At 69.7% G+C, this 25,509-nt stretch carries 26 protein-coding genes; 7 read left to right on the forward strand and 19 right to left on the reverse strand.

Annotated features, from left to right (window positions below; genetic code table 11):
* Window positions 1-17: 17 nt before the first annotated feature.
* The 3 genes from BQ8420_RS02290 to BQ8420_RS02300 form a co-directional block, all read right to left on the reverse strand.
* Window positions 18-1,904 (reverse strand): S9 family peptidase, encoded by a 1,887-nt coding sequence (locus tag BQ8420_RS02290; protein ID WP_087096120.1) that lies wholly within the window; start codon window positions 1,902-1,904, stop codon window positions 18-20.
* 355 nt (window positions 1,905-2,259) lie between these two features.
* Window positions 2,260-2,397: an N-acetyltransferase gene (locus tag BQ8420_RS02295; protein ID WP_235005876.1), complete on the reverse strand. Its 138-nt coding sequence runs from the start codon at window positions 2,395-2,397 to the stop codon at window positions 2,260-2,262.
* A gap of 153 nt (window positions 2,398-2,550) precedes the next feature.
* Window positions 2,551-3,180: a TetR/AcrR family transcriptional regulator gene (locus tag BQ8420_RS02300; RefSeq protein ID WP_087096121.1), complete on the reverse strand. Its 630-nt coding sequence runs from the start codon at window positions 3,178-3,180 to the stop codon at window positions 2,551-2,553.
* 122 nt (window positions 3,181-3,302) lie between these two features.
* Between BQ8420_RS02300 and BQ8420_RS02305 the strand changes: the two genes are divergently transcribed.
* Together BQ8420_RS02305 and BQ8420_RS02310 are read left to right on the forward strand one after the other, a co-directional pair.
* Entirely contained in the window at window positions 3,303-4,352 is a 1,050-nt protein-coding gene (locus tag BQ8420_RS02305) for a methyltransferase (protein ID WP_087096122.1), read from the forward strand.
* An 83-nt stretch (window positions 4,353-4,435) separates the two neighbouring features.
* Window positions 4,436-5,161 carry a flavodoxin family protein gene (locus BQ8420_RS02310; RefSeq protein ID WP_087096142.1) on the forward strand — a complete coding sequence of 242 codons (726 nt, stop codon included), beginning with the start codon at window positions 4,436-4,438 and terminating at the stop codon, window positions 5,159-5,161.
* Window positions 5,162-5,219: 58 nt separating this feature from the next.
* On the opposite strand, the gene BQ8420_RS02315 is transcribed toward BQ8420_RS02310, so the two are convergent.
* A complete protein-coding gene (locus BQ8420_RS02315) occupies window positions 5,220-5,687 on the reverse strand; it encodes a MarR family winged helix-turn-helix transcriptional regulator (protein WP_087096123.1) in 468 nt (155 codons plus the stop codon).
* 121 nt (window positions 5,688-5,808) lie between these two features.
* A complete protein-coding gene (locus BQ8420_RS02320; RefSeq protein WP_160049263.1) occupies window positions 5,809-6,834 on the reverse strand; it encodes a triacylglycerol lipase in 1,026 nt (341 codons plus the stop codon).
* Window positions 6,835-7,048: 214 nt separating this feature from the next.
* Between BQ8420_RS02320 and BQ8420_RS02325 the strand changes: the two genes are divergently transcribed.
* The 3 genes from BQ8420_RS02325 to BQ8420_RS02335 all read left to right on the forward strand — a co-directional run bounded on the left by BQ8420_RS02325 (window position 7,049) and on the right by BQ8420_RS02335 (window position 10,281).
* Window positions 7,049-7,426 (forward strand): MerR family transcriptional regulator, encoded by a 378-nt coding sequence (locus BQ8420_RS02325; protein WP_087096125.1) that lies wholly within the window; start codon window positions 7,049-7,051, stop codon window positions 7,424-7,426.
* 75 nt (window positions 7,427-7,501) lie between these two features.
* A complete protein-coding gene (locus BQ8420_RS02330) occupies window positions 7,502-8,254 on the forward strand; it encodes a MerR family transcriptional regulator (protein WP_087096126.1) in 753 nt (250 codons plus the stop codon).
* A 107-nt stretch (window positions 8,255-8,361) separates the two neighbouring features.
* Window positions 8,362-10,281 carry a S9 family peptidase gene (locus BQ8420_RS02335; RefSeq protein WP_087096127.1) on the forward strand — a complete coding sequence of 640 codons (1,920 nt, stop codon included), beginning with the start codon at window positions 8,362-8,364 and terminating at the stop codon, window positions 10,279-10,281.
* Between the two features lie 235 nt (window positions 10,282-10,516).
* Here BQ8420_RS02335 and BQ8420_RS02340 read toward each other — a convergent pair whose 3' ends face one another.
* On the reverse strand, window positions 10,517-11,356 hold the full coding sequence (locus BQ8420_RS02340; RefSeq protein ID WP_235005879.1) for an SMP-30/gluconolactonase/LRE family protein: 840 nt from the start codon (window positions 11,354-11,356) through the stop codon (window positions 10,517-10,519).
* Between the two features lie 114 nt (window positions 11,357-11,470).
* On the opposite strand from BQ8420_RS02340, the gene BQ8420_RS02345 reads away from it, so the two are divergent.
* Window positions 11,471-12,544: an aromatic acid exporter family protein gene (locus BQ8420_RS02345; RefSeq protein ID WP_160049264.1), complete on the forward strand. Its 1,074-nt coding sequence runs from the start codon at window positions 11,471-11,473 to the stop codon at window positions 12,542-12,544.
* A gap of 259 nt (window positions 12,545-12,803) precedes the next feature.
* Here BQ8420_RS02345 and BQ8420_RS02350 read toward each other — a convergent pair whose 3' ends face one another.
* The gene (locus BQ8420_RS02350) at window positions 12,804-13,037 is read right to left on the reverse strand and encodes a hypothetical protein (protein ID WP_087096128.1); all 234 of its coding nucleotides are present in this window, start codon (window positions 13,035-13,037) and stop codon (window positions 12,804-12,806) included.
* 610 nt (window positions 13,038-13,647) lie between these two features.
* Here BQ8420_RS02350 and BQ8420_RS02355 point away from each other — a divergent pair.
* Window positions 13,648-15,459, forward strand: a complete 1,812-nt coding sequence (locus BQ8420_RS02355) for a BCCT family transporter (protein WP_087096129.1) — start codon at window positions 13,648-13,650, stop codon at window positions 15,457-15,459.
* 170 nt (window positions 15,460-15,629) lie between these two features.
* Here BQ8420_RS02355 and BQ8420_RS02360 read toward each other — a convergent pair whose 3' ends face one another.
* From BQ8420_RS02360 to BQ8420_RS02410, 12 genes are read right to left on the reverse strand one after another with little or no spacing between them, the layout of a single operon-like run.
* Entirely contained in the window at window positions 15,630-18,113 is a 2,484-nt protein-coding gene (locus tag BQ8420_RS02360) for an OmpA family protein (protein ID WP_087096130.1), read from the reverse strand.
* A 21-nt stretch (window positions 18,114-18,134) separates the two neighbouring features.
* Entirely contained in the window at window positions 18,135-18,548 is a 414-nt protein-coding gene (locus tag BQ8420_RS02365; RefSeq protein WP_087096131.1) for a TadE/TadG family type IV pilus assembly protein, read from the reverse strand.
* Window positions 18,545-18,955 (reverse strand): TadE family protein, encoded by a 411-nt coding sequence (locus BQ8420_RS02370; RefSeq protein WP_087096132.1) that lies wholly within the window; start codon window positions 18,953-18,955, stop codon window positions 18,545-18,547. The genes BQ8420_RS02365 and BQ8420_RS02370 overlap by 4 nt, the downstream gene beginning before the upstream one ends.
* Entirely contained in the window at window positions 18,952-19,311 is a 360-nt protein-coding gene (locus BQ8420_RS02375; protein WP_200815760.1) for a TadE/TadG family type IV pilus assembly protein, read from the reverse strand. The genes BQ8420_RS02370 and BQ8420_RS02375 overlap by 4 nt, the downstream gene beginning before the upstream one ends.
* Window positions 19,312-19,320: 9 nt before the next feature.
* Window positions 19,321-19,494 carry a hypothetical protein gene (locus BQ8420_RS32175; RefSeq protein ID WP_200815761.1) on the reverse strand — a complete coding sequence of 58 codons (174 nt, stop codon included), beginning with the start codon at window positions 19,492-19,494 and terminating at the stop codon, window positions 19,321-19,323.
* A gap of 22 nt (window positions 19,495-19,516) precedes the next feature.
* On the reverse strand, window positions 19,517-20,410 hold the full coding sequence (locus tag BQ8420_RS02380; RefSeq protein ID WP_200815762.1) for a type II secretion system F family protein: 894 nt from the start codon (window positions 20,408-20,410) through the stop codon (window positions 19,517-19,519).
* Window positions 20,407-21,264, reverse strand: coding sequence for a type II secretion system F family protein (locus BQ8420_RS02385; RefSeq protein ID WP_087096133.1), 858 nt, complete (start codon window positions 21,262-21,264; stop codon window positions 20,407-20,409). The genes BQ8420_RS02380 and BQ8420_RS02385 overlap by 4 nt, the downstream gene beginning before the upstream one ends.
* Window positions 21,252-22,610 carry a CpaF family protein gene (locus BQ8420_RS02390; RefSeq protein WP_087096134.1) on the reverse strand — a complete coding sequence of 453 codons (1,359 nt, stop codon included), beginning with the start codon at window positions 22,608-22,610 and terminating at the stop codon, window positions 21,252-21,254. Before BQ8420_RS02390 ends, BQ8420_RS02385 begins: the two co-directional genes overlap by 13 nt.
* Window positions 22,607-23,353, reverse strand: coding sequence for a hypothetical protein (locus BQ8420_RS02395; protein ID WP_087096135.1), 747 nt, complete (start codon window positions 23,351-23,353; stop codon window positions 22,607-22,609). Before BQ8420_RS02395 ends, BQ8420_RS02390 begins: the two co-directional genes overlap by 4 nt.
* Complete coding sequence (locus BQ8420_RS02400; protein WP_087096136.1) at window positions 23,353-24,027, reverse strand: SAF domain-containing protein; 675 nt, start codon at window positions 24,025-24,027, stop codon at window positions 23,353-23,355. The genes BQ8420_RS02395 and BQ8420_RS02400 overlap by 1 nt, the downstream gene beginning before the upstream one ends.
* 40 nt (window positions 24,028-24,067) lie before the next feature.
* Entirely contained in the window at window positions 24,068-24,940 is an 873-nt protein-coding gene (locus tag BQ8420_RS02405; protein ID WP_087096137.1) for a hypothetical protein, read from the reverse strand.
* A complete protein-coding gene (locus tag BQ8420_RS02410; RefSeq protein WP_235005878.1) occupies window positions 24,934-25,392 on the reverse strand; it encodes a hypothetical protein in 459 nt (152 codons plus the stop codon). The genes BQ8420_RS02405 and BQ8420_RS02410 overlap by 7 nt, the downstream gene beginning before the upstream one ends.
* Between the last annotated feature and the right edge of the window lie 117 nt (window positions 25,393-25,509).

A 25,509-nucleotide genomic window follows, 5' to 3' on the forward strand; every position in this document is an offset into this window, starting at 1 on the left:
GCTCGGTGGTGCGGCGGTCAGCTCTGCCCGGGCCGTCCGCCCAGGTGCTGGGCGATGAATCGGTCGGCGGCCTCGAACACGGCCATCTGGTTCTCGGGGTTCACGAACCCGTGCCCCTCGCCCTCGACGACCATGTATTCGACCTCCACGCCGCGCGAGCGCAGGGATTCGACGATGTTGTCGGACTCGGCCTTGACGACCAGCGGGTCGTTGGCCCCCTGCGCCACCATCAACGGGGTGCGGACCTGGTCGATCCGGGTGATCGGCGAGCGGGCGAGCATGTCCTGCTCCTGCTCGGGGATCTCCGGGTCGCCGACGTAGCGGTACCAGTTGTTGATCAGGCCGGGACGGACGAACTCGGGCTGGGTGCGCATGAGGTTGGCCAGGTCCGAGACCCCGACGACGTCCACGGCCGCGGCGAAGCGGTCCGGGGTGAAGGTGACCCCCACCAGCGTCGCGTAGCCGCCGTAGGAGCCGCCGACGATCGCCACCCGGTCCGGGTCGGCGTAGCCCTGGGCCACCGCCCAGTCCACGCCGTCGATCAGGTCGTCGTGCATCTTGCCCGCGAACTCACCGATCGCGGCCTGGGTGTGCGCCTTGCCGAACCCGGTCGATCCGCGGAAGTTGACCTGCAACACCGCGTAGCCGCGGTTGGCCATCAGCTGGGCCGGTGGGAAGTAACCCCAGGAGTCGCGGGCCCAGGGGCCGCCGTGGACCAGCAGCACCAGCGGCAGGGCGGTCGGGTCGATGCCGACGGGCAGGGTGAGGTAGGAGGGCAGCTTCAGCCCGTCGCGGGCGGTGATGGTGACCGGGCGCATCGGTGCCAGGGTCTCCGGGTCCAGGTGCGGGTAGGGCCGGAACAGCAGTCGGGACTCCCCGGTGGCGTGGTCGTAGAACCAGGTGGCGCCGGGGTCGATGTCGTGTTCGAAGGAGACGACCCAGCGCCGGCCGTCCCGGTCGAAGGACACGTGGGACAGGTCGCCCTCGGAGAGCTTCTCCAGGTGGGTCAGGACCTCGGCGAAGTGCGGGTCCAGGGCGTGGATGACCTGGCGCTCGCCGAGGTAGCGCACCCCCAGCAGCTCCCCTTGGTGGTCACGGATCAGCGGCTCGGGCACGGCCGGGTCGACCATCATGCGCGCGTCGACGTCGAAGGTCGGGTGGCTGTCCACCTCGGTCTCCTCGCCGGTGGCCAGGTCGACCCGGACCACACGGGTGCGGTCGGTGCCCCGGTTGGAGACGATCCACATGCCGGTCCCATCCGGCGTGATCTGCCACGGCGACCCCACGGGGTAGTCGGCGCCCTTCCACTCCAGGACCTTGCGCGCCTCACCGGTGACCGGGTCGCGGCGGGAGAACTCCACGTCGCCCTCGGCGGTCAGCTCGGACAGGAACATCGCACCGTCGCCGGCCTGGACCCAGACCTTGCCGGGGCCGGGGCTCTGGGCCAGTAGGCCGAGTTCGCCCGTGGCGATGTCGAGTTCGTGGGAGTCGAACGTCCCGAGGTCGCGAGTGTTGAGCAGCAGGGTCACCTTCCCCGGGCGGACCGGGGAGGGGGCGAATCCCAGAACCGTGGTTCCGGGGAAGGGGGTGAGGTCGACCGCCTCCGACCCCGGGGTGTCGAGGTCGACACGGTGCAGGTGCCACCTCTGGTCCCCTCCGTCATCTTGGAGGTAGAGCAGCCGGCGCGGGTCGTCGGCCCACTCGAAGCTCTGTACGCTGCGGGTCTCGTCGGCGGTGACGGGCCGGGGCTCGGAGCCGGGTTCGAGGTCTTGGACCCAGATGTTGAGCCGGTTCCTCCAGGGCGCGAGGAAGGCCATCCTGGTGCCGTCCGGAGAGATCGACGCGCTGGTGCGCCGCGGAGAGTCGAAGAGGTCCTCGATGGTGTGGAGCTTGGGGAGTGCCATGTTTTCCGGTCCTTGCTTCCGCGGCGTCGCCTCTGATCAGGTGCACTCCGATTCAAGCCGCCGGGCCGTTCGCCGGGTAGTGCCGCCGCGTCAGCTCCTCCGCATGATGTTCGTAGGGGTGTGGACATGACGCGGTGTCACTACCACGACTGTCGTCCCTGGTGAGAGCCTTGACGTGGGCCCAGGAAGGCCACGCGGCCGTGCAGAGGACTGGGACACCCTGAAGGCGGCACGGCTGCACGCGAAGGGGGACCTCCGCGTCGAGGAGGTGCCCGGACCCGGTGCCGGCCCGGGCCAGGCGAAGCCGCGGTACGTCCCCACGTGCGGCCGTAGCCGCCCTCCGAGCGGAATCCGCTCAGTCGCTGACCCTGCTCCGGGACTGATACACCAGCTCCTGGTACTCCGGGTGACGGGAGATCCAGCCCGCGAAGAAGGGGCGGGTCGGCAGCGCCCGCAGGCCCGCGGCCCGGGTCTCGTCGAGAACCGTGCGCACTCCTTTTGACGACTTCCGGTGAGCGGCACATTAATCCAAGGTGGTTGATTACTCAACCACTGGGGTTCGATCTTGCGCATCGCCGGCGCCGGAGCACCGACTGCCCGGCCGCCAAGAGACCGTTGGGCGGCAAGGGCGATCCGACGAATGAGGTCAGCCGGGCTCCGACTCCCCCAGGGCCGCGACCGCCTGGGCGCCGAGCCAGGATTGGGCTCGCCCGTAGTCCCAGCCACAGTCCTTGATCAGGGTGCGCCAGGCGGCGATCCCGAAACAGAACCAGAGGCGGTCCGAGACCTCCTCGACGTCCAGACGCTCGGACACCAGCCCCTTCGCGACGAGGACGGCCGCGGCTTCGTTCAGCGCGCCACGGTAGCTCTCCCTGACCTGTTTCCAGATCCGGCCGGCGTCCTCGTCACCCAGCGAGGCGTACAGCAGATCGATCGAGTCGCTGAAGCGCTCGTGGTCGGAACGGGTTCCCCGGGCGAGGCAGGCGACGGCCGTCGCGAGGTCGGGAACGGTGCGGAGTTCCTCGATGGTCTCGGGGGCCGTGGATTCGGCCACGTCCAGCCTGAGCAGCTCGCGCAGAAGTTCGGTCTTGGTACCGGCGCTGGCGTACACGGTCTTGACCGCCGTACCGGCTTCACGAGCGATATCGGACATGGTCACTCGCAGGTACCCGCGGCTGACGAACAGCCTCCGCGCCGCGTCGAGGATCTCCTCGCGAGTGCGGGCGGCGTCGCGTTCGCGGCGGGGGGAGCGGTAGGCCCTGGGCTCGGAAGACATCCGTGAATCCTATCTGCTACACACTTGACGCATTCAATGCATGCCCTCTAACCTCAATTCTGGTCGACAGCGGGACCGCGCCGCTGAGCGTGCGGCCCGAACCGAAGGGAACAAGATTCACCATGGCCTCAGAAACGACATCGGCCCCCTCGAACGAGCGATCCTCCGGAGCGCTCTCCGCCCAGATGACGGGGATGCTGTCAGGGTTCGCCGTCTCCCAGGCCCTCTACGTGGTCGCCAAGCTCGATCTCTCGACCGAGTTGCTCGCGGGACCGCGTACGGCGGCCGAGTTGGCGGAGAAGAGCGGCGTGCTGGAGGAGCCGCTGCGCCGGGTCCTGCACACCCTCAGCGGCGTCGGCGTGGTGACCCACCAGGAGGACGGTCGCTTCGCCGTCACCGATCTGGGCGCCACCCTGGCCGGGGAAACCCCCGGTTCCGTGCGCGGAACCGCGCTGATGTGGATGGAGACCCACTACGAGGCGTTCGGGGAGCTCCTCGGTACGTTGCGGACCGGCCGCACCGGGTTCGCGCTGCGTCACGGCCAGGAGTTCGTCCCCTACCTGCGCGAGCACCCCGAACACCTACCCGGCCTGACCTCCGCGATGGCGGAGCTGAACGGGGGGCCGCGTCAGGCCCTGCTGTCCGACTACCGGCTGCCGGAGGGCGAGGTCGTCGCGGACATCGGCGGGGCCGACGGTTCGGTGCTCGCGGCTCTCCTGGCCGACGATCCCGGGCGACGCGGCGTCGTTCTGGACCTGCCCGGAATCGTCCCCGCCGCCACCGCCCGGATGAGCGCGGCCGGACTGGCCGACCGGGTGAGCGTGGTCGGCGGCGACTTCTTCGCCGGGGTGCCCTCGGCCGACGTCTACCTGCTTTCCGCGGTACTGCACGACTGGCCCGACGAGGACTGCGCTCGGCTGCTCGCGCGCATCACGGAAGCGGCCCGACCGGGCGCCCGGCTCGTCGTGATCGAGTCGCTACTGCCCTTGGGCGACGAGCAGCACCCGAGCAAGCTGAGCGATCTGATCATGTTGACGATGGCGGGCGGGCGGGAACGTACCGAGTCGGAGTACACGGCCCTTCTGGGCGCCGCCGGGTTCGTCGTCGACAGGACCGTCGTGGCCCCGGCCGGCGGCTACTGCGCCATCGAGGCAACCCTCAAGACCGGTTGAGGACCGCCTACCGGACTTTCACCGAGTCTGCGGTCGGCACGACGTTGCCGGTCGGCACGACCGAATCACCGGAAGGACTCACCATGATCCCGCCCGTGAGCGAGAAGCCCGATTTCACCGGGCTACGCGCGCTCTATATCAACTGCACCCTCAACCGGTCCCCGGAACTCAGCCACACCCAGGGGGTGATCGACCGCAGCGCGGCGATCATGGCGGCGAACGGGGTCGGCGTGGACCAGTTCCGCGCCGTCGACCACGACATCGCCACCGGCGTCCGCCCGGACATGACCGAGCACGGGTGGGAGACCGACGATTGGCCCGCGCTGCTGGAGCGGGTCCTGGCCGCCGACATCCTGGTCATCGGCGGGCCGATCTGGCTGGGCGACAACAGCTCGGTGACCCGCCGGGTGATCGAGCGGCTCTACGGCTACTCCGGCGTACTCAACGAGCAGGGCCAGTACGCCTACTACGGGCGCGTGGGCGGCACCCTGCTCACCGGCAACGAGGACGGCCTCAAGCACTGCGCGATGAGCATCCTCTTCAGCCTGCAGCACATCGGTTTCACGATCCCGCCCCAGGCCGACGCGGGCTGGATCGGTGAGGTTGGCCCCGGCCCGTCCTACCTGGACGAGGGCTCCGGCGGCCCGGAGAACGACTTCGCCAACCGCAACATCAGCTTCATGACCCACAACCTGATGCACACGGCCGCGATGCTCCGCCGTGCCGGTGGCTTCCCGGCCTACGGCAACCAGCGCTCGGCCTGGGACGCCGGCTGTAGTCCCGACAACGCCAACCCCGAACACCGCTGATCACCCGTGATCTTCCTGGGAGGGTCCCGCGGATCCGGACGAACGCCGTCTCGCCGGTTCAGTCCGGCTGCTTCTCCGCATGCTCCAGGACGCGCTGGGAGAGCCGGGCGAACGTGTTGAGCTGGTTCGGCGTCAGGGCCTCGATGAACAGACGGCGGACGTGCTCGGCGTGTACGGGCGCGGCGTCCTGGATGGTCTCGTAGCCGGCCGGAGTGGCGACGATGAACGCTCCGCGCGCGTCCTCGGGACATTCCTCCTTGGCCACGAGCCCGCGCTTCACCATTCGCGTGACCTGGTGGGACATGCGGCTCTTCTCCCACTCGACGAGTTTGGCCAGTTCCAGGAAGCGCATCTGTCCGTCAGGCGCCTCGGTGAGTTTGGCGAGCACGATGTAATCGGACGCGGATATCCCGGAGTCGGCCCGAACGAGACGGGTCAGCCGCCCTATGAGGATTTCCTGCATGCGGATGAAACTGTCCCAGGCAGCTTGCTCGTCCGGGTCGAGCCCGCGCGGTGTCTCATACATGGACGCAGTGTATCGAAACTGTTGACATTTCACCTATCAGAGCTCGTATGACGTCCTCCATGAACCCCGGCGGTCGAGGCTCCGTGGATCGCACGGAGCCTCGACCATCGCGCGAGCGGTCCTAACCGGTGGGCAGGACGAACCGCGGTTCCTCCGCCACGGTCGGCGTTCCCGTCAGGGTCTCGCCGATGGCGGCCGCCAACCGTTCCAGGTCCTCGGCAGCGGTCTCGGCGTCGACCTGGGGCGCTTGGGCGGCGCACACCTGGTCGGTGATCCTCTCGGGGTCGGCCGGGCCCGGGTTGTCGAAGGCGTCCAGGGCCAGGGCCGCGGCGACGGGGTCGGTCGTGCCGAGTGCCAGATGATCGGACTCGTTGTCCGCGCACAGCTCCTGGACGGCCACGTTGCGCACGTTCTCACCGGCGAGTACGGACGCCCCGGATTCGTCCGTGGTGGCCGGATGCACGGTGTCGTCGGTCGTGCTCAGGATGCTGGTGGTGCTGACCTCGGCAAAGGTCTCCTGCGACGAGTTGAGCTCGGCGATGAACTGCGCGTCCGGGTCCATCTGCCACAGTGCGGGCGGGCACTCCACCTCAGTGGTGCAGTGGGTCGCGGTGCTGCCGTGGTGCGGCGAGCCCAGGGTCACCAGGTCGTCGGCCATGTCCCTGGTGTCGGGCCAAAAACGCAGGGCGGCGCGCCCGAGGACCCCGCCCTGGCTGAACCCGAGGACGTCGATCTCCTCACCGTGCTGTTCGTAGGTGCTGCGGATGGCGTGGGTGACGTACTCGGCCGAGACCTGCATGTCCGCGGTGGAGTTCTCGGGCGGCTCGATGGTGCAGACCGTTCGGGACTCGTTCAGCCAGGGAAGGTGGTTCCAGGAGAAGGTCTCGTCCGCCGTGAGCAGGGTCGGCGGGATCAGCAGGGCGGGAGCCGCTTCGCTGTCACCTGGACCTTCGAAGCAGTCGAACGCCGCGGCGAGCTCGTCGGCGGACACCGTGAGTTCCGGGCCGGTCCCGGGCTCGCCGGTATCGGATGGGCCGCTGTCGGAGGCGCCGGTGTCCGATGGCGCTTCCTGGCCTATGCCGAGCGCGGCACAGCCCGTCACCGGAATGGCGAGTGCCAGCAGCAACGCTGCGAGATCGCGCTTCATCCGCCCTCGCCGAAACAGGTTCTTACGGAGAGGCTCCGTGTCGATGGTCGGTCCCTCGGTGTTCATGGCGACAGAACTTCCTCAGTGGTGGGTGAGACGATGCCCCGGTCAGAACGGTCGTGGAATCGCGACCGAACCGGGTACGTTGGCGACGCTAAAACCTCACATCAATGTGAGAGGCAAGCGATGTGTCGCAGTTCACCAAGGGAGCGGTATGAGGATCGGGGAGCTCTCACGACGGACCGGAGCGAGCGTCCGGCTACTGCGCTACTACGAAGAGAAGGGTCTGATCGGCAGTACCCGCAGCGACAGCGGACAGCGCCACTTCGCGGAGGACGCCGTTCCACGGGTGGAGTTCGTGCGACGGCTCCTCGCGGCAGGGGCGACCAGCCGTGCCATCGCCGAGATGATGCCCTGCTTCGACACGCCTCTGGAAGAGAACTTCGACAGCGCGATGGAACGCCTGGCACGGGAGCGCCTGCGCATCACCAGCGGCATCGAGGATCTACTGCGGGCGCGAAAGGCCCTGGACGCTCTGATGGACACTGCTCGGGAGCATCGCGCTCGGCTGCCGGAGAACCGGGCGGGCTGATCTCTCGACCTTCCCGTCCACCGGGTGTGATCGTCCCGCGCGCGCCGCGCGGCCTGAACTCTTAGGAGTCGTCCGATGCTCAGTAGTGAACTCGCCGAACTGGCCGGCGTCACCGTCCGCACGCTGCGCCATTACCACCAGATCGGTCTGCTGCCCGAGCCCCCGCGCTCGATCGGGGGTTACCGGCGCTACGACGTGAGCGACCTCGTGCGGCTCCTGCGGATCACCAGGTCGACCGCGCTGGGCGTACCCCTGTCCGCGCTGCCGGCGGTACTGGACGATCCGGCGGCAGTGGAGGAGTTGCTGGACGAACTCGACCGCCAAGCGGCCGCCGAGATCGAACGGCTCAACGCCCGAAGGGCCGACATCGCCGCCCTGCGCAGTAGCGGCTCCCCACCCGATCTGCCCCCGGAACTGTCGGTGCTGCGCTCCGCCCCCGAGGCCGGGGTGCCCGAGGAGATGGCCCGATACGAACACGAACAGCTGGTCCTGATCGGACACCTGCTCGGCGAGGGCGGCCCAGCGGAACTCGCCGCCCTGTTCGAAGGGGCGGACCGGGAGATGATCGAGCGGTTGGAACCGCTGACGGCGCGGTTCTACGTCCTCGGCCCCGACACCCCGGAAGACGAGGTCGCGTCCCTGATCGACGACTGGACCACCGGGCTGGCACCGCTGTCAGAGCGGCTGGCCGGTACGCCCGAGCCCGACCCGAAGGCCTCCGCCCTGCTGGACGAACTGAACGAGCAGACACTCACACCCGTCCAGCACCGGGTGCTGCGGCGGGTCCTGCGGCGGTTGGAGCACGAGCAGCGACCGGCCGAGCCCTGACTCCACCGAGCCCTGTGGTCCGGTCCATGCCCTACGGCCTTGACTCCGACGCGACGTCGGAGTTTTGACTGGGCCGTGCTCGCATCCATCGGCCAGAAGGATCCACCATGACCACCCCGTCGAAACTGATCGCCGTCGAGGAGTTCTTCAGCCCGCCCAGCCGCAGCCGGGCGGTGCTGTCCCCGGACGGCACCAAGGTCGCCTACCTGGCCCCCTGGCAGGGGCGGCTCAACGTGTTCGTCCGCGACCCGGACTCGGACTGGTCCACCCCCGACGACGGCGAGGGTTCGGGGGCACTACGCGTCACCGCCGACCCCGAGCGCAACATCGAGGCCGCCTTCTGGACCACCGACGGCCGCTACCTGCTCTTCCAACAGGACAAGAACGGCGACGAGAACGCCCACCTGTACCGCATCGACCTCTACCGCCCCCACGAGCCCGAGGTCGACCTCACCCCCTATGAGGGTGTGCGACTGTTGGACATCAGCCTGTCCTCGGACCGGCCCGGGACGGTCTTCGTGCAGCTCAACAAGCGCCGCCCGGATCTGATCGACCTGTTCGAACTCGACTTGGACACCGGCGATCTGACCACCGTCGCCGAGAACCCCGGCGACGTCTTCGGCTGGGTGGCCACCGGCAGCCGGGTCGTGGCCCACACCATCGAGAAGAACGGCGACCACGTCTTCTCGCGGTGGGACCAGGGCGAGCCGCGCCCGATCGCACGGTTCCTGGGCACCGACGCCCCCTTCGGGGTCACACCGATCGTGCCCACCCCGGACGGCACGGGGCTGTGGATCGGCTCGGCCGCCGGCTCGGACCTGACCCGCCTGGTCCACCTCGACCTGGACACCGGTGAGCAGACCGACGTGGACAGCCACCCCGACTTCGACCTGGACACCCCACGTTCCGAGGCCGACCCTCGCGTCCCCTCCTCCGTGATCGTGCACTCGACCACCGGGGCGCTGCTCGGCGCCCGCTACCTCGGCGCCCGCCAGGAGATCCACCCGCTGGACGCGCACTTCGCCGAGGTCCTGCCGCACCTGGCCGAGCTCTCCGACGGCGACCTGGCGTTCGTGTCCAACGACGCCACCGGCCAGAAGTGGGTCGTGGACTTCACCCACGACCGCGATCCCGGCGTGACCTGGTTCTACGACCACGGCACGGGGCGGGCTCGGCGCCTGTTCCGGCCCTTCCCGCACCTGGACCCGGCCCGGTTGGCCCCGGTCACCCCCATCACGCTGACCGCCCGCGACGGACTGTCCCTGCCCGTCCACCTCACCCTGCCGATCGGGAGCGAGCAGCGCGACCTGCCCACGGTGGTGCTGGTGCACGGGGGGCCGTGGTACCGCGACAGCTGGGTCTACGACCCCGAGGTGCAGTTCCTGACCAACCGCGGCTACGCGGTGCTCCAGGTCAATATGCGCGGCTCCACCGGTTACGGCAAGGCCCACACCCAGGCCGCGATCGGCGAGTTCGCGGGCAAGATGCACGACGACCTGCTCGACGCCGTGGACTGGGCCGTCGCCCAAGGCCACACCGACCCCGACCGGGTCGGTATCTACGGCACCTCCTACGGCGGCTACGCCGCCCTCGTAGGGGCCGCCTTCACCCCGGACCGGTTCGCCGCCGCGGTCAGCTACACCGGTATGTCGGACCTGGCCGAGCTCACCGAAGGGGTGGTCCCGTTCGTCCGCCGCAGCCTCGTCAACAACTACCTGCGCTACTTCGGTGACCCCGAGGTCCCCGAACAGAGGGCCGACATGCTGGCCCGCTCACCGATCAGCCGGGTCGACGACATCACCGCGCCGGTGCTGCTCATCCACGGCGCCAACGACGTCCGGGTGTCCCGCCGCCACTCCGACCGGATCGTCGACGCGCTCCGCGCCCGTGGCGCCGAGGTCGAGTACCTACTGAACGAGAACGAGGGGCACTGGTTCATCAACGCCGACAGCAACATCGAGCTGTACGGCACGCTCGAACGCTTCCTCGCCCGCCACCTGGGCGGCCGATCCTCGATCACGTCCTGACCCACGAACCACCGGGGTCCCGCGCGGTGTGCGCGGAACCCCGGCGGGCGACGGCTGTCCGGCGGGACGGGGCGGGGCCAGGACCACGGTGTACATGTCGACGGGGGTCGACGTAGGGTCCCGTTGACGCGGCCTGACCGACCGCCGTGTCCTGACCCGGGTCCTCAGGATGACGTGGAGCCGGCGACCTGGGACCAGGGCCCCGAGGCACCGAACCGAGTTCCTCGGCCCACCGCTATCCGGCGAACTCCCGGACCGGACGGCCGTCGACGCCGGGGCGGACCTTGAAGAGCGAGCCGGACCACGGTTCCTCATCCGGTTCCAGGCCTTCCCGGGACGTGGTCATGTAGAGGGTGCCCAGGTCCGCGTCACCGAAGGTGCACGCCGTGACCTTCTGGACCGGCAGCGAGATCACCTCGTCCAGCTCACCGTCGGGAGTGTAGCGATGCACCTGGCCGGCGTTGACGATCGCGGTCCATATGCCGCCCTCCGCGTCGACGACCAGGCCGTCGGGCAGGCCACCGTCCCGTATCCGGGCCAGGACACGGCGGTCCGTCAGGCCACGGTCGGAGTCCCAGTCGAAAACGGCGACGCAACCGGTGTCGGTGTCGTTGTAGTAGGCGAATCGGCCATCGGGCGACCAGTCGATGCCGTTGGAGATGGTGACGCGGGGAAGGACTGTGGTCACCTCCAGCTCCGGTGTGAGGCGGTAGAGGGCGGCCGTCCCCGGTGTCTTGTCGTAGGCCATCGATCCGCAGTAGAAGGTTCCGTCGGGGGCGCAGCCGCCTTCGTTCATGCGGATGCCCGGATCGGACCAGATCTCGACCCGGCGCTGTTCCTCGCCCTGATCGTCGAACAGCGCCACTCCGCGCTCCACGCCCACGATCGCTCCCCCACCGGCGCGGGGGCGTACGACCGCGGCGACGTCGTCCACGTGCCTTCGGGAGACATCACCGGAGGGCGTCAGGCCCAACACGTCACCGCGGGTCATGTCCACCCAGCGCAGCCCGCCCCAGGACGGGGACCAGCAAGGCCCCTCGCCATGCTCGGTGATCGGATCGGTGACTCGTTCCACCTTCAAGATCGCGTCCTCCTCCGTCATGCGGTCCGACCCGACCAGACGTCGTATCCGGCATTCCACCTAGGACAATCACACACAGCGACAGTCTCATCTACAATAAGTGAGGATATGAGTTCCGCACCCGATCGGTCAGGTCCGACACCCAGGTCCTTTTGGCGCCCCGCCTGGGACCGGGTGCGCACCAACGTCTGGTCGGTGCTCCAGCAGTCGGCCGCCGCGGGACTGGCCTGGGCCCTGGCCGGGTGGCTGGTGGAGGGGGACCATCATCCGTTCTTCGCCCCGATCGCCGCCGTGGTCGCGCTCAACACCGGCTTCGGGGTCCGCGGGGTGCAGGCGGTGAACCTGCTGACCGGCACCCTGATCGGCATCGTCGTCGGTGCGTCGGCGGTGTGGCTGGTCAGTGCACCCAGCATGGCGCTGGTCGTGGCCACCCTGGTCGCGATGCTGATCGCCGTCGCGGTGGGCGCCGCCCGGGTGACCATCGCCCAGGCCGCGGCCGCCGCCATCCTCACCGTGACCATCCCCTACGGCGGGGATGGCGGACCGCAAAGGCTCTTCGACGCCGCGTTGGGCGTAGGCGTGGCACTGGTCTTCAGCCAGTTGGTGTTCCCCACCCATCCGCTGCGCCTGCTCTCCCAGGCCGAGCACGCGTTGGCCTTCCATCTGCACCGACTATTGGCCAGGACCGCTCACGTCGCGGACCAGCGAGACGACGCACAGAGCGAGGTCCAGGACGCGCTCGTCTCGACGCACACCGCCATCGCGGACCTGGAATCGGCTCGGTCGGCCGCCCTCCACATCGTTGACCGCACCCTCCGAGGGGTGTATCTGCGCCGACGGACCCGGACGCGGGTCGAGGCTGCCGGCCCCTTGGAGGGCGTGGCCGTGATGTGCACGCTCGTAGCGACGACGGTGCTGTCCGCACCCGAGGGGTCACAGACGGTTCTGGCCTCGGTCGTACGTGACATCGCGGACGTGTTCGCGCGTGTGGCGCAGGCCCCTCCCACCGACGGCACGTGGGGGGCGGCGGCCTTTTGGGACGCGGCGGCGCTCCGAGCCGAGGAGCTGCACGAGACCCTTCCCGGGCTCCGGACGCACCTGGCGGATTCGGGTCCGGAGACCGACGCGGCGATCAGCGCCATCGGCATCCTCTGCGAGACGCTTCGCCGAACGGCGACGTAGGGCGCGTTATCGGTTCGCGGCGCCTACCGTCCTTCTTGTCCCCGATGGGGCATGTGGAAGTGCGGTCCTATGGTCGACCGCCTGCGGCGTTGGGCGATGCGGGGGGCGTCCGGAGTGCCTGGCCTCGGGTCCTTCGCGTTCACGCCCCGACGCGAAAGACCCCACCGGAAGGGCTCCGGTGGGGCGAAACTCCATGTCAACGACGGGTGGCCGGAATCAGCCGGCACCGCCGCGTGGGGGAGTCATGAGCGCACCGGGGTCAGCGCACCCAGACCTGCCAAACGTCACCGTTCCGCTCGCACTTGAACTCGGTGAAGTCGTGGTTGTCTTCCTCGTAGATGTAGGAGTAGCCCTCAAGGAAGCACGTTTCGTATTCACCGAACCCACCGGCGATCTCCCAGTCGGCCGCGTACGCGGGGCTCGCGGCGAACGGGAGGGCCAGGGCCGCCGCTCCGATCGCGAGTCCGGCGGCGATGCGCTGCGAGAAGGACATGTGTTTCCTCCAAAATGTGGATTTCTGTGTACTCTCCCCGCGCCCGGCGAGGAGAGGCCGTGCTGACCGCTCGGGGCGGTCGGTTCTTCCCGGACTCACGGGCCGGAGCCCGATAGGTCCTCTCATCGGACACGTCGTCGCCCAGGTCGGCCGTAGGGCCGATCCGACCCGAGGAGCCTGATCGTGGCTACCGCCCGGATTCCGAGCGACGCGTGATCGAGTGGTTACTCGCCGACACCGATCAACCTACTAGACGGACGACGTCGAACCATCCGTCTTGGGGACGAAGCGGACCCCGACGAACGTTCACGTCCGCGCGCTGTGGGGCAACGAAAGTTCAGTGTGGCGCCCAACGATCGTCGATCACCCGACCGAGCCACTCCCCCGCGGGCGTCCCGCGAGAGTGATCGCCCTCCGCTGCTCCCCCGGTCGTATTCCTGACTGCACATCGCATCGCCATTATCGGGACGTAATTCGCATAACGCCAAAAACGGGCACGGGGCGCCATGGTCTCGCCGAGAGGAGCAATACTTCGGCGGGAACAGTACTCTGGCCGAGTCACCTGACCTTGACCCCGTTAAGTCAGCGTCGAGCACGAGGAGAAGTTTACTTGCTGACCCGCCTACACGACTTCCTGAGACTGCGTACCTCACCCTCGATCTTCTTCGGATCGGCCGCGGTGATCATCGCCTTTGTGGTCGGAACCATCGTCTTCACCGAGCCACTCGACGCGGCCGTCACCGTCGCTTCGGAATGGCTGTACGCCAACCTGGGCTGGTTCTACATTCTCGGCCTCACCCTGTTTCTGGGCTTTTTGATCTTTATCGCCCTGAGCCGATTCGGCCGGGTGAAGCTGGGTCCGCACGACGAGCCGCCCGAGCACTCCGGACCTGCGTGGTTCGCCATGCTCTTCGCCGCCGGCATCGGTAGCATCCTGATGTTCTGGGGCGTGGCCGAACCCATCAGCCATTTCGGCGACCCCCCGCGGGGTCCCTCTTTGGGCATCGAACCGGAAACAGCCGGTGCCGCCGCGGACGCGATGAACTTCACATTCTATCACTTCACCCTGCACACCTGGGCCATCTTCACGCTGCCAGCATTGTGCTTCGCCTACTTCATCCATAAACGGAACCTGCCGCCACGTGTCAGCTCGATCTTCCAACCGATCATCGGTGAGGGGATCCACGGACCGATCGGCCGATTCATCGACATCGTCGCCATCGTCGGAACGGTCTTCGGCATCGCGGTCTCTCTCGGATTGGGCGCCCTGCAGATCAACAGCGGGATCAACAGGGTGTTCGGCATCCCCGAGAGCGCCATGTGGCAATTGATCATCATCGGCGTCGTCGGCGGGGTCGCGATGATCTCCGTCGCTCTGGGGCTGGACCGTGGGATCAAGGTCCTGTCCAACATCAACATCTGGATGGCCATCGCCATGTTGGTGTTCATCCTGGTCACCGGTTCCACCCTCTTCGTGCTCAAGGGCACCATCGAGTCGCTGGGCAGTTACCTGATGAACCTGCCGGAACTGGCCCTATGGAACGACACCTTCGCCGACTCCGGCTGGCAGGCCGACTGGACGGTGTTCTACTGGGCCTGGACGATCAGCTGGTCCCCGTTCGTGGGCATCTTCATCTCCCGCATCTCCAGGGGACGGACCATTCGCGGATTCGTCTCAGGGGTGCTTCTCGTTCCGGCCGGCTTCTCGGTGCTGTGGTTCGGCATCTTCGGCTTCTCCGCCTTCGACATCGAACTCCACGGAGACGGCGGACTGGTGGAAAGCGTCGTGGAACAGGAGGACATCCCCGGAGCGCTGTTCGCGTTCTTGGAGCACTACCCCGCTGTCGGCTTCACCTCGGTGATCGCCATCATCCTGGTGATCGTCTTCTTCATCACCTCGGTGGACTCCGCGGCCCTGGTCGCCGACACGATGGCCAATGGCCATGAGGACTTCAACCCGTTGGGGCAGCGCATCTTCTGGGCCATCGCCATCGCGGTGGTGACCGCGACCCTGCTGGTCTTCTCCGGCACCGGCGGTCTGGAGGCGTTGGAGAAGATCATCGTCCTCGTCGGTCTGCCCTTCTTCGTCATGGGCTATTTCCAGATGTACGCGATGTATCGCGCCCTGAGGGAGGACGCCGGAGAGCTGCCGCAGGTGCGGATGCGCCGGTGGAAGAAGGTCCTGCCACCGGAGGAGTACGAACGTCGCCAGGACGAGGACGAACACGACACCTCGGAAGTCGTCGTCGAGCCCGAAGCCCTCGATGAGCCGCCCGTCCTGCGCGACCCCTACGTCAAGCAGGCCCGGATCACCGGAACACACGGCACGTTGTCGGCACGAACCGGTTCGACCAAGCGCAAGGACCTCCAACGGAAGCAGCCGCCGCGGTCCGAAGACGAGGGTCCGAAGGACTCCGAGTAGGCGAAGAACTCCGGGCCCACCTGACGCGGGACGTACCGGAGGCCTTCGACATAAGTGGCGGCTTGGGTATGCCCACGACCCCCGGCGGTGGCCGGAGCTGAACCGAACGGACACATGACCCGGACGGGCGGGCTCGCACGAAAGCGCGAAACCGCCCGTCCGGGTCTTGCTCAGCCCTCTGTTCGAGGCCGCCGGGGCATCCGCGGGCCTGCCTTACGCGGCCTGCGCGGCTTGACCGGCTGTGGACTGTCGGAGGTCGGTGATTCATGGCCGGCCATGCCCGGGTCGACGACGGCCTGCGCGGCGACGACGACGCGGGACTGCTGTGGCTCCTGTGGGATCGGCCCGGATTCCTTGAGGGGCCGCTGTGTCGTGCGGGGCCGCTCGGGAATTGAGGCCGAGTGCTCCCCCGGTGTGTCCGAGGTCGAGGGTCCGTCCATCCGGACCACACGGACCCTTCCGGCCTTGCGGCCGGGCACGCGCTGGTGGCGGACCTTTTCGTCCTTCCGGGTCTCCTTGCCCTCTCGGGTCTCCGGGGCGGGGGCCATCTCCTGGGGGGCCACCTTACGTGAGGCGACGTCCGTGACCTCGTCCATGTCGGTACCCAGGGCAGGGATGGCCGATGGGGTCTCCTCCCACCAGGAGTCGTCGTAGTCGTCGGCAGCGGCCGGGCCGGCACCTCCACCCGTGTCTTGGAAGACAGCGAAGGCGGCAGCGATAACGGCTCCGTCGTCCGGAACGCTCCCATCCCTGTGCCCGGCTTCGCGGCCCGTGTCCTCGGTTGTGATCACGCCCTCCACCGCGCCGGCGGTCACGGCCTCGTCGAAGCCTTCGTCAGCCGAGGACGCGGGTTCCTCGTTCCAGGCCCGGGTGAGCCGACCCCAAACGGCGCTATCACCCACCGGCGTGAACGCGTCGTCATCGGCCCAGTCCTCAGCGACGAGTACAGGACGACCGCGTGCAGCTTCCGACATCTCGGTTTGACGACGTGAGGATGGTCGTTCCGTCCGCTCCGACAGCAACTGGTCCACCTCGTGGTAGGTGATGACGGCCTCGCGGACCTCCTCCGCGGTCGACCCGGCCCAGGAACAGTGGAACAGGGTGCTGAGCGGTTGGCTGGTCTGTGAGATCAGCCCGTCGGCGTCGACCACACAGTTGCCGCCCAGTGGCCAGCTGCCCAGGATGACCGCGGTGACGCCACGGTGCTGTCCGTGCAGCAGCAATCCGGACAGAGCGTGCTCGTGGCGCGGGTCGGGGGAGGCGATCAGGGCGAGAGGCGCCCGCTCCCGCGCGTCCATGGCGTGCAGTTCCGAGGCCAGGAACGCCAGTGCGTCCTCCATCGTGGGAACCATGGTCACCGGTTCGCACGGCCGGTCGCTTAGCAGGTCTCGACCGGTCGCGCCGAACAGCCGGACGACCTCGCGTTCGATGATCAGGACACGCACCGCGAGAGGCTCGGCCGGGTCCAGGGCGTTGGCGATGAGGCGTCGGACCGCAGCGTCGGCGCCCTTGCCGATGAGGCCCAGGCCGGGTACATGGTCCAGTTCCAGGGTCACGCGCTCGTGGATCTCGTCGGTGGGCACGGGACGCTCGGGCGTCGGTGGGAGCGCCAGACGATGCGGGCGTCCGGCGCGCAGGCGCGGCCGGGGCAGGCTGAGCGCCATCCTCGGCACGAGGGAGCCCCGCTTGCCCAGCAGGTAGCCCCCGGCCAGACCGGTGAAGGCCACGGTCGCGGCGATGCCGCCGTCGGGGACCTCCAGGACGACGACGCGGGGGCCGTCCTCCTCGGTGGCGGCGGAGGCGTTGTCCAAGGTGACGACCGGTTGTTCGGTCTCGGCTTCGGTCTCTCCCTGGTCCTCTCCCTGTGGGGAGGGCGCCGGAGTGGGCGCCAGGGTGTAGGCGATCTCGACTCGGCGTTGGGTCTGCGCCGGTCCCTCGATCTCCTGGTCGGAGCCCTTACCGGTGACCTCGGTGTCGGGGGCGTCCTCGCCCAGGGACTCCGTCAGGTGGTCGGCGAGCGCCCGGGCCCGTTCTTCGGACAGTTCCTGGTTGCGTTCGGCGTCACCGCTGGGGTCGGTGTGGCCGATGATCCGGACGGGAACATCTGGGTCCCAGTGGTCTCCGAGCATCTCGACGGTGGGCGCCAAGTCCTGGCGCATCTGCTCGGTCAGCTCCGCGGACCCCAGTTCGAACCCGCTGACGGTGCGGGTCCGTTCGACGGGCCCCTGTTCCGTATCGTCAAGGGTGGCCCCGGGCACCTCGCCCTCGCCCTCGCCCTCGTCCTCGTTCTGCTCCGCCGGGGCGACAGTGTCGGCGAACGCGACGGCGGGGGTGACCGCGGTGGCCGCGACGGCCGTGGCGGCGATCGCCTGGAGCGGCCCGAGCGGGCGCAGACGCAGGGCGACACCGCGCAGGCGCGCCACGACCTCGGCCATGATCGCCAGCGCGAACAGTCCCCACAGCGCCCACAAGGCCGTGATCAGCGCGGCGGTGAGCACGCCCGGTGGGGCCCGCCACCCGCGCAGGTGGGCCAGGGCCACGTCCCAGGAGATGGGCGGCTCGGGCCAGGCCACGTGCCAGAGCAGCACATAGGGAGGGGCGATCAGGAAAGCGAGCGCGAACACGACCGCGCAGAGCCGGCTCAAAGGGTGCATCTCCGCCTCACTGTGGTGGGATCAAGGGGTGGTGGGCTGCGTGTGGGGGCGTGCGGTGGCCGTGGTCTCGACGGTGGTCGAGCCGGCGGGGAGCAGACTGAACGAGTAGGGCAGGGCGCAGGTCACGGTCACGGTGTCGCCGCTGACGTTGACGGTGCCGTCGGCTCCGGCGGAGCCGAGGAAGGCCTGGGCCGCCGAGGCCGCCGTGGCGGCGTCCAGCGGCACCTCCTCGGCGCCCTCCCGGTAGGTCTCCCAGTCGAGTTGTTGGGCGCCCACGCGGGCTGCCTCCTGGGCGAGCGTCGCGGTCTGGCGGCGGGCCTGGAGCAGTTCCCCGCCTTCGTAGACGAGTCCGAGGCAGAGGAGGAAGGCGAGCGCCATGATCACGACGAAGGCGCTCACCTGGCCGCGGTCGTCCCGCGTCGTGGCGGTGTTCATGGGGTCCCCCGGAAGGTGTCCACGGCGACGGTGGCGTCGCCCTCGATGCTGCGGCTGCCGGGGAAGGCGACCCCGAGCAGGTCGGAGAAGCTCACCGTGCAGGTCACGGTCACCGAGACCGCCCCACCGGCGGTGAGACCACCGTGGTCGACGTTGGTCGCGTGGTCGGAGCAGGCCAACCCCTGTTCCCGAAGCGTCGCGGAGGCGATGGTGGTCGCCGCCGCCGAGGCCTCCCCGGGGGTGCGTTCCAGGGAGGCCGCTCGGGCGGCGGCGTGGGCGACCTCGTCGACGGTGGTGCCCGCGTCGACGGTGCGCCCGGCGAAGATCATCAGCATCGCGAAGAGCAGCAGGACGGGTGTGACGATGGCGAGCTCCACCGACGCGGAGCCCCGGTCATGGTTCCTCACGGTGTGTCACCTCTGGGGACGAAGCGTTCGACGGGGGCGACCGACACGTGTTCGACGGACCAGGTCGCCCCCGGTACGAGGCTGGGGACGGTGCCGGTCACGGTGACGCGGACCTCCTCTGTGCCGCGGTCGACGGAGACGTCGACGTCCTGTAGGACCGTTCCCGCACTCGGGGCCGCCGTCGTGGCCCCTTCCACGGTGCGCGCCTGTTCGGCGGTGCGCCGTGCCAGGTCGGCCGCGACGTGTTCGCCATGCGTCCACAGTGCGGCCTGGACGACCAGCATCACCAGGAGCAGGAGCGCGGGGGCGGCGATCGCCAGCTCGGCGCTGCCCCGGTCGTCTTCGTACTGACGCAACGGTGGCTCCTACTCGCCGCCGATGAGGGCGATCTGCTCGCTGGCGACGCTGCCGATGGCACCGACCGCGGCGAGGGCGATACCGACGAGCACCGCGGTGATGATGACGGTCTCGGTCGAGTAGCCACCGTCGTCCTTGGGCGGGGTCAGCGCGGCGAGGATGCGGACGTACAGGTCTTGCATGGTGCTTCTCCAGGTGAGCGGGTCAGGTTTGGAAGAGGATGAGGCTCATGGCCGGGTATCCCAGCAGGACCAGGAACCCGGTGAACAGCAGGACGACGGGCAGGCTCATCCGTTCGGTCGCGGACTGGGCGGTGGCCTCCATCTCGGCGAGGAACTGCACGCGCAGGGTCCTGGCCTTGGCCGCCAGGGAGCCTCGTACCCGGGCGCCGTCGGCGCCGGCCAGGTGCAGGCTCGCGGACAGTTCGGCGAACTCGGGGGTGTCGTACCGTTCCCCGAGGTCGCGCAGGATCCGCCAGGTGGGGGTCCGGGTGAGGGAGGCTTCCCGTAGTGCGTCACGAATGGCGGTCATCGCCCAGCCCCCGCCGTGCGCGGAGGCATCGGTGAGGGCTCCACTAACCCCCGCGCCCCCGGCGAGGGAGACCACCACGAGGTCGGCGAAGCCCGACAGGGTGCGACGCATCTCCTCTCGGCGCTTGGTCGCCTCGTCGTTGAGGGACAGGTCCGGGGCGAACCACATGAGCACGAGGAAGCCGCCCCACGACAGCAGGGAGACGAAGGTCGGGGGCAGCACGCCGAAGGAGGCCAGGAGCATGCCGACCAGCGGGGGGAAGGCCAGGCCCACCACGACCCCGGACACCTTCTCCGCGAGGTAGCCGCCCGCCGCCCGGTCGCACACGCGCAGTTTCCGTACGGCACGGGGGCCGGGGAGTCCCGCCGCCCGCAGCAGGGGGACGCCCACCCGACCGATTCGGGAGAGGAACCCGTCCTCTTGTCGCCGCGGTCTTTCCACGGGGGTCGGTTCGGGGTCGCTCAGACGTTCGGCCAGGCTCGGCCGAGCCCAGCGGGCCGCCGCCAGCGCCCACAGCGCCAAGCCCAGTGCGGCGCCCGCCAGGGCCGCCGCGGTCACGGGGTTCACAGGGCGGCCTCCTTGGCCGGGTCGGGGGCGAGGACGCGCGGGCCGAGGGAGAAGCGGGACATGCGCGTCATCCACACCACGGCGGTGGCCCACAGGGCACCGATGCCCGCAAGCATGGTCTGGCCGAGGAAGCCGTCGAACGGCGCGAGGTACTCGGGGTTGAACAGGAGCAGGAACGCCCCCATCCCGAGCGTGGCGCCCATGATGATGCGCGATGAGGTGCGCAGCCGCGCCCGGCTCGCGGACACCTTGACCAGCATCGCCGCCTGGTCGCGGGCGGACTCGGCCAGCGCGCCGAGCAGGACACCCAGGTCGGTGGCGTGACGGGTGGCCGACATGGACAGGGCCGAGGCGACCAGGTCACCGGTGGGGTTGTCCACGGTCTCGGCGAAGACGTGTAGCGCCTCCTGGGGTTCACGGCCGCCGCGCATGTCGTCGGCGAGCCGGTGGACGGCCTCGCGCAGTGGTTCGGGGGCGATGGGCGCGGTGGCCGCGATCGCCTGGTGCAGGCCAGAGGAGCCGGCCATGAGGTCACGGAGCATCTCGGTCCAGGCGGCGACCGCCTCGACCCCTTCGACCTGTTCCTTGTGTTCGGCGTCGCCGCCGAAGAGTCGCGGGGCCCACCAGAGCCCGGCGGCGGCCAGCACCCCGGCCACGGGCCAGCCGGTGAGGAACCAGACGCTCACACCGGCGGCGACCGCGAAGACGACCTTGCCCGGGCGCGGGAGTCGCAGGGGTCTACGGTCACGGGCGCGCTCGACCAGTAGTGGAGCCGCCCAGAAGCACAGCAGGAACACACCGAGGCCGACGACGCCGCCGGCGGTGGCGAGCAGGAGCGTGTTCACCGGCCCCACCCCGCCGTCCGCGCGTACAAGGTCTGGGGGTCGAAGCCGTGGTCGGTGAGCACGTCGAGGGTGTCGGGGCTGGGCGGGGCGGCGTCCAGGCGACCCTGGCGAGAGGAGTAGCGGTAGATCTCGTTGGAGACCACGTTCTGCCCCTCCGCGCCCACGACCTCGCGGACGCTGGTGACCCTGCGCTCGCCGGTGGGCAGGGCCGACACGTGCACTACCAGGTGCACCGCCGACGCCACCAGGGAGGCGGTGGCCTCCAGCGGCAGACGTTCGGCGGACTGGGCGGCGTAGGCGCCCAGCTTGGTGAAGGCGCCCGCGGAGCCGGCCGCGTGCAGGGTGGTGAGGCTGCCGTCGTTGCCCTGGCTCATGGCGTTGAGCAGGGGTACGGTCTCGCTGCCCCGCGTCTCACCGACGATGACGCGGTCGGGTGACATGCGCAGCGCGGTGCGGACCAGGTCGGCGATGGTGATCTCGCCGACGCCCTCGATGTTGGCGGGACGGGACTGCAACGCCACGCAGTCCGGGTGGGCCTCGCGGTCCTTGTCCAGGCCCAGTTCGAAGACGTCCTCGATGGTGACCAGGCGTTCGGTCGGCTCGATCTCCGAGGCGAGGGCGCGCAGCAGTGTCGTCTTGCCCGCGCCGGTGCCTCCGGTGACGACCATGTTGCGGCGCGCGGCGACGGCGGCCCGGAACAGGGACACCAGTGCGGGGTCGAGGGTGCCGAGTTTCTCCAGTCGGCGCAGCGACGAATGCGTGTGCCGGTGCCGGCGGATCGACACCGACGGCTGACGGGAGACCGCCATGACCGCGTTGAGGCGCTCACCGCCCGGAAGTTGCAGGTCCAGGATGGGCGCGCCCGGATCGAAGCGGCGTTCTCCGCTCGCGGACTCGGCGGCCAAACGGCGGACCAGGACCACGACGTCCTCGACGTCGTCGAACAGGTTCGCGTGCAGGCGGCGGGTGCCGTCGGCGAGGCGCACCCAGGCGTCCACACCGTTGATGTTGATGTTCTCGATCTCCGGGTCGTCGAGCAGGGGTTGGAGGGGCCCCACCCCGGTGACCTGGGCGAGCGAGGCGGCGGCGATGGCGGCCTCGGTCTCGGGGGCCAGCAGGGCGCGGCCCCGGGCCAGGGCGGCGCGCGCCTCCTCGTCGAGGATGTTGGCGATGATCCGGTCGGCGCGGGCGCGGTGCTCGGCCGGGGTGTCGGGGTCCTCGCCGCGTGTCTCGTCGGTGATGCGCCTGGCGGTCTCGGCGGACACGTAGGCGACCCATCGGGCCTCGTTCCGGCCGGCCTCCGGGTCGAGGAAACGGTCGAGTTCGGACACTCCGATGCCGTCGGGGTGGCTCATACCGTCACCTCCGGCGCCTGTGGCACGGAAGGCAACGGCCGCTCTGGTTCGGTGGCGTCGAGTTCCGTCGCCAGGGCGCCGACCGCCTTGAACAGAGGGCGGCGCCGGGGACGGGCGAGGTCGCCCTCACCCCGTAGGAACCGGGCCGAGCGGTCATCGGCGGGAACGCGTCCCCACACGGCCGGGCCGAGGGCGTCCGCGATCTCGCCCACGCCGCCCCTGCCACCCGAGACGACCACGCGCAGGTCACGGCCGGGGAAGGTCGGGGAGAGCAGGTGCTCACGGGCGCGACGCAGCTCGGTGAGCCCTTCGGAGACCACGAGCACGGTGTGGTCGGCCCGCGCGGCGAGGGCGTGGGCCGGGGAGGACGTGGTCAGGCGCCCCAGGTCCAGAACGACGACCGGCGCGGCCATGGTGGAGAACGACAGCGGTTGACGGCCCAGCAGACGCACCGCGCCATCGGCCGGTTCGCCGGTCACCGGCGCCGGGCAGACCCGCAGGCCGCCGGGCAGGGTCTGGGTGTGTTCCTCCAGGTCGGCGCTGCCCCGGCGTAGGGCGGCGGCGAGACTGGTGAGTCCGGGTTCGGTGGGGACGCGCCGCCAGACGGAGAGCGCTCCCCCGGCGGGGTCGGCTTCCATCAGGACCCCGGGCTCCTCCCCCGGCCAGACCCCGGCCAGGGCCATGCCCACGCTGGTCACGCCCGGGGATCCGCCCAGGGAGAAGAGGGCGACCGTGCGGGTCATCATTGCCCTCCACGCGGGTGGACCTGGACGAGGCTGATCTGCCCGGCCGCCGCCGCGTCGGCGATGCGCGCGGCGTCGGCGGAGGAGACCAGCAGCTCGGCGTTGACGGCACCCTCGACCCCGGGGTCGGGGGTGAGGGTGCGTACCAGGGCGAGGTAGGCCTGGGGGGCGCCCTCCTCGGTCTCCTCGCCACCGCCGACGATCACCGAGACGTTGGCGCCCGCGCCCAGGGAGGCGGGGAAACGCCCGGGCTGGAGGGTGGCGCCGACCAGGGCCCGGTCGGCCTCGGGGAACTCCGCGTCGCTTCCGAGCCCGGTCTCGGGGACGACACCGCCTTCGACCACGGGCAGGGTGAGGGTCTGCCCGACGATCTCCTCCATCCGTCCGGCGTCCACGAAGGAGATGTCGGAGGAGATGGTCATCTCGGATACGCGCAGGTCGGAGAGGGTGAGGATGTGGCCGGCGGACAGGTCGCCGTCGGCGACCACGACCCCGGTCCGGTCATCGAGGCGTTCCAGGGCGATGACCCCGCCGAGCGCGCCCGCCGTCGTCAGGGTCAGCGCCAAGAGCAGCCAGCGCCAACGCTTGGGGCCTCCGCTGGAGAGCCGTACGGTGGGGGGTTGTTGTGCGGGGCGCCCCGCCCGGAGGGGCGGGGCCGTCGTCGTCTCGACCACGTCTGTCTCAGTTCTTCTCGGTGTTACCGGGTGTCCGTGGTCACTGGGTGTCCGTGACCAGTCCGTGGGATTCACGGACGGTGAGGTCGACCTCGGAGGTGCTGACGAGTCCGTCCAGGGCACCACTGTCACCGTTGGAGAGGCTCCACTCGGTGTCCCAGAGCACGTGGACGGTGACCGTTCGGGTGGTCTCACCCGTCGCGTCGGAGGTGTCGGAGGCGGAGGTGTAGACGTGCCCGCAGTCCGGGGACTCGGAGTCGGCTTCGTGCGTCGTCGCGTCGAAGGGTGTGCCGGGGCCCTCGCACTCCACGGTGGTGCCGTCGCCCATGGTCCAGACGGTGCGTACGGGGGCCGCCGTCACGGTCAGGGACTCGGGGCCGAGTTCGGCGGAGACGGATTCGGCGTCCCATCCCTCGGGTTCGACCCACAGCCACAGCGGGGCGTTGACCAGGATCAGGGAGTCGGTGCCCGGGGAGGTGGCGATCGTCGGTTCGGGGAGTTCGAAGGAGGCCATGGCCTCCTCCAGTGTCGCGAAGGGGTCGGTGCCCTCCTCGCCCTCTTCCGCCTCGGCGAAGATGGCGTCCCAGTCCATGGCGCCCCAGTCGATGTCGTTCTCCCAGTCGACGCCGATGTCGTCCCAGTCGATGGCGTCCCAATCGACGTGGCCGTATTCGTCCGAGCCCGTACCGGTGCCGGCGCCGCCGGACCCGTCGGTGCCGGGTGTGCCCGGGGCCCCGCCGTGTTCCAGCAGCCACTGCAACCGGATCTGACAGCCGTTGCCGCCGGAGCTCCCGCACTCGACACTGCCGAGGAAGGAACCGTCGTCGGCGTGGGCAGGTGATGCGGCGCTCACGGTGGCGAGCACCAGCACCGCGGCGGCCGTGGCCGCCGCGGGGGGTAGTGGTCTCAACATGATCCTGCTTCCCAGATGCGCAGTTCGGACACGCGCCAGGCGAGTCCGTCGTGGATGAGCGTGGCGTCCACGCGTCGTGCTCCCGCCGTTCCCTTGGTCCCGCCGGTTCCCCAGTCGGAGTCGTCGACGCAGTCGTCGACCACCGCGCGTTCGGGGCCCTCGACGTCGATGGTGGGGTCCAAGGCGGGTTCCCCCTCGGTCTCGCCGCCGGCGGCCGCCTCGGCCAGGGCCGTGCGCATGAGTTCGCGCGCGCTTCCGACGGCGTGGTCGTCGAGGGCGCGTGAGGCCTCCTCGTCCCCGTGGGAGGCCGCCACCACGGCGTCCCACATTCCGGTGTAGGCGGCCAGGGCGTCCTCCTCCTCACCGGCGGGGGAAGCGGAGGGTTCGGTGTCGGTGGCCTCCTCGGCCTCCGGGGCGGCTATGGAGCAACCGGTGACACAGAGTAAGAGCAAAACGGCTGCGTAAGCCGTCATATGGGCCGAGCCGGAACTCATCGCGGCCTGATCCCTTCGATGTACTCCGCAGGCGATGCGGAACCGAGGCGGGGTGGGGACGGGGTCGGGGTCGGG

It is taken from the genome of Nocardiopsis sp. JB363 (assembly GCF_900143625.1).
Classification (GTDB): Bacteria; Actinomycetota; Actinomycetes; order Streptosporangiales; family Streptosporangiaceae; genus Nocardiopsis.

What these genes read in the sequence shown, in the direction of transcription:
- BQ8420_RS02290 (WP_087096120.1), bottom strand. Translation starts at nt 1,904, where the DNA reads ATGGCACTCCCCAAGCTCCACACCATCGAGGACCTCTTCGACTCTCCG.
- BQ8420_RS02300 (WP_087096121.1), bottom strand. Translation starts at nt 3,180, where the DNA reads ATGTCTTCCGAGCCCAGGGCCTACCGCTCCCCCCGCCGCGAACGCGAC.
- BQ8420_RS02305 (WP_087096122.1), top strand. Translation starts at nt 3,303, where the DNA reads ATGGCCTCAGAAACGACATCGGCCCCCTCGAACGAGCGATCCTCCGGA.
- BQ8420_RS02310 (WP_087096142.1), top strand. Translation starts at nt 4,436, where the DNA reads ATGATCCCGCCCGTGAGCGAGAAGCCCGATTTCACCGGGCTACGCGCG.
- BQ8420_RS02315 (WP_087096123.1), bottom strand. Translation starts at nt 5,687, where the DNA reads ATGTATGAGACACCGCGCGGGCTCGACCCGGACGAGCAAGCTGCCTGG.
- BQ8420_RS02320 (WP_160049263.1), bottom strand. Translation starts at nt 6,834, where the DNA reads ATGAAGCGCGATCTCGCAGCGTTGCTGCTGGCACTCGCCATTCCGGTG.
- BQ8420_RS02325 (WP_087096125.1), top strand. Translation starts at nt 7,049, where the DNA reads ATGAGGATCGGGGAGCTCTCACGACGGACCGGAGCGAGCGTCCGGCTA.
- BQ8420_RS02330 (WP_087096126.1), top strand. Translation starts at nt 7,502, where the DNA reads ATGCTCAGTAGTGAACTCGCCGAACTGGCCGGCGTCACCGTCCGCACG.
- BQ8420_RS02335 (WP_087096127.1), top strand. Translation starts at nt 8,362, where the DNA reads ATGACCACCCCGTCGAAACTGATCGCCGTCGAGGAGTTCTTCAGCCCG.
- BQ8420_RS02345 (WP_160049264.1), top strand. Translation starts at nt 11,471, where the DNA reads ATGAGTTCCGCACCCGATCGGTCAGGTCCGACACCCAGGTCCTTTTGG.
- BQ8420_RS02350 (WP_087096128.1), bottom strand. Translation starts at nt 13,037, where the DNA reads ATGTCCTTCTCGCAGCGCATCGCCGCCGGACTCGCGATCGGAGCGGCG.
- BQ8420_RS02360 (WP_087096130.1), bottom strand. Translation starts at nt 18,113, where the DNA reads ATGCACCCTTTGAGCCGGCTCTGCGCGGTCGTGTTCGCGCTCGCTTTC.
- BQ8420_RS02365 (WP_087096131.1), bottom strand. Translation starts at nt 18,548, where the DNA reads ATGAACACCGCCACGACGCGGGACGACCGCGGCCAGGTGAGCGCCTTC.
- BQ8420_RS32175 (WP_200815761.1), bottom strand. Translation starts at nt 19,494, where the DNA reads ATGCAAGACCTGTACGTCCGCATCCTCGCCGCGCTGACCCCGCCCAAG.
- BQ8420_RS02390 (WP_087096134.1), bottom strand. Translation starts at nt 22,610, where the DNA reads ATGAGCCACCCCGACGGCATCGGAGTGTCCGAACTCGACCGTTTCCTC.
- BQ8420_RS02395 (WP_087096135.1), bottom strand. Translation starts at nt 23,353, where the DNA reads ATGACCCGCACGGTCGCCCTCTTCTCCCTGGGCGGATCCCCGGGCGTG.
- BQ8420_RS02405 (WP_087096137.1), bottom strand. Translation starts at nt 24,940, where the DNA reads ATGTTGAGACCACTACCCCCCGCGGCGGCCACGGCCGCCGCGGTGCTG.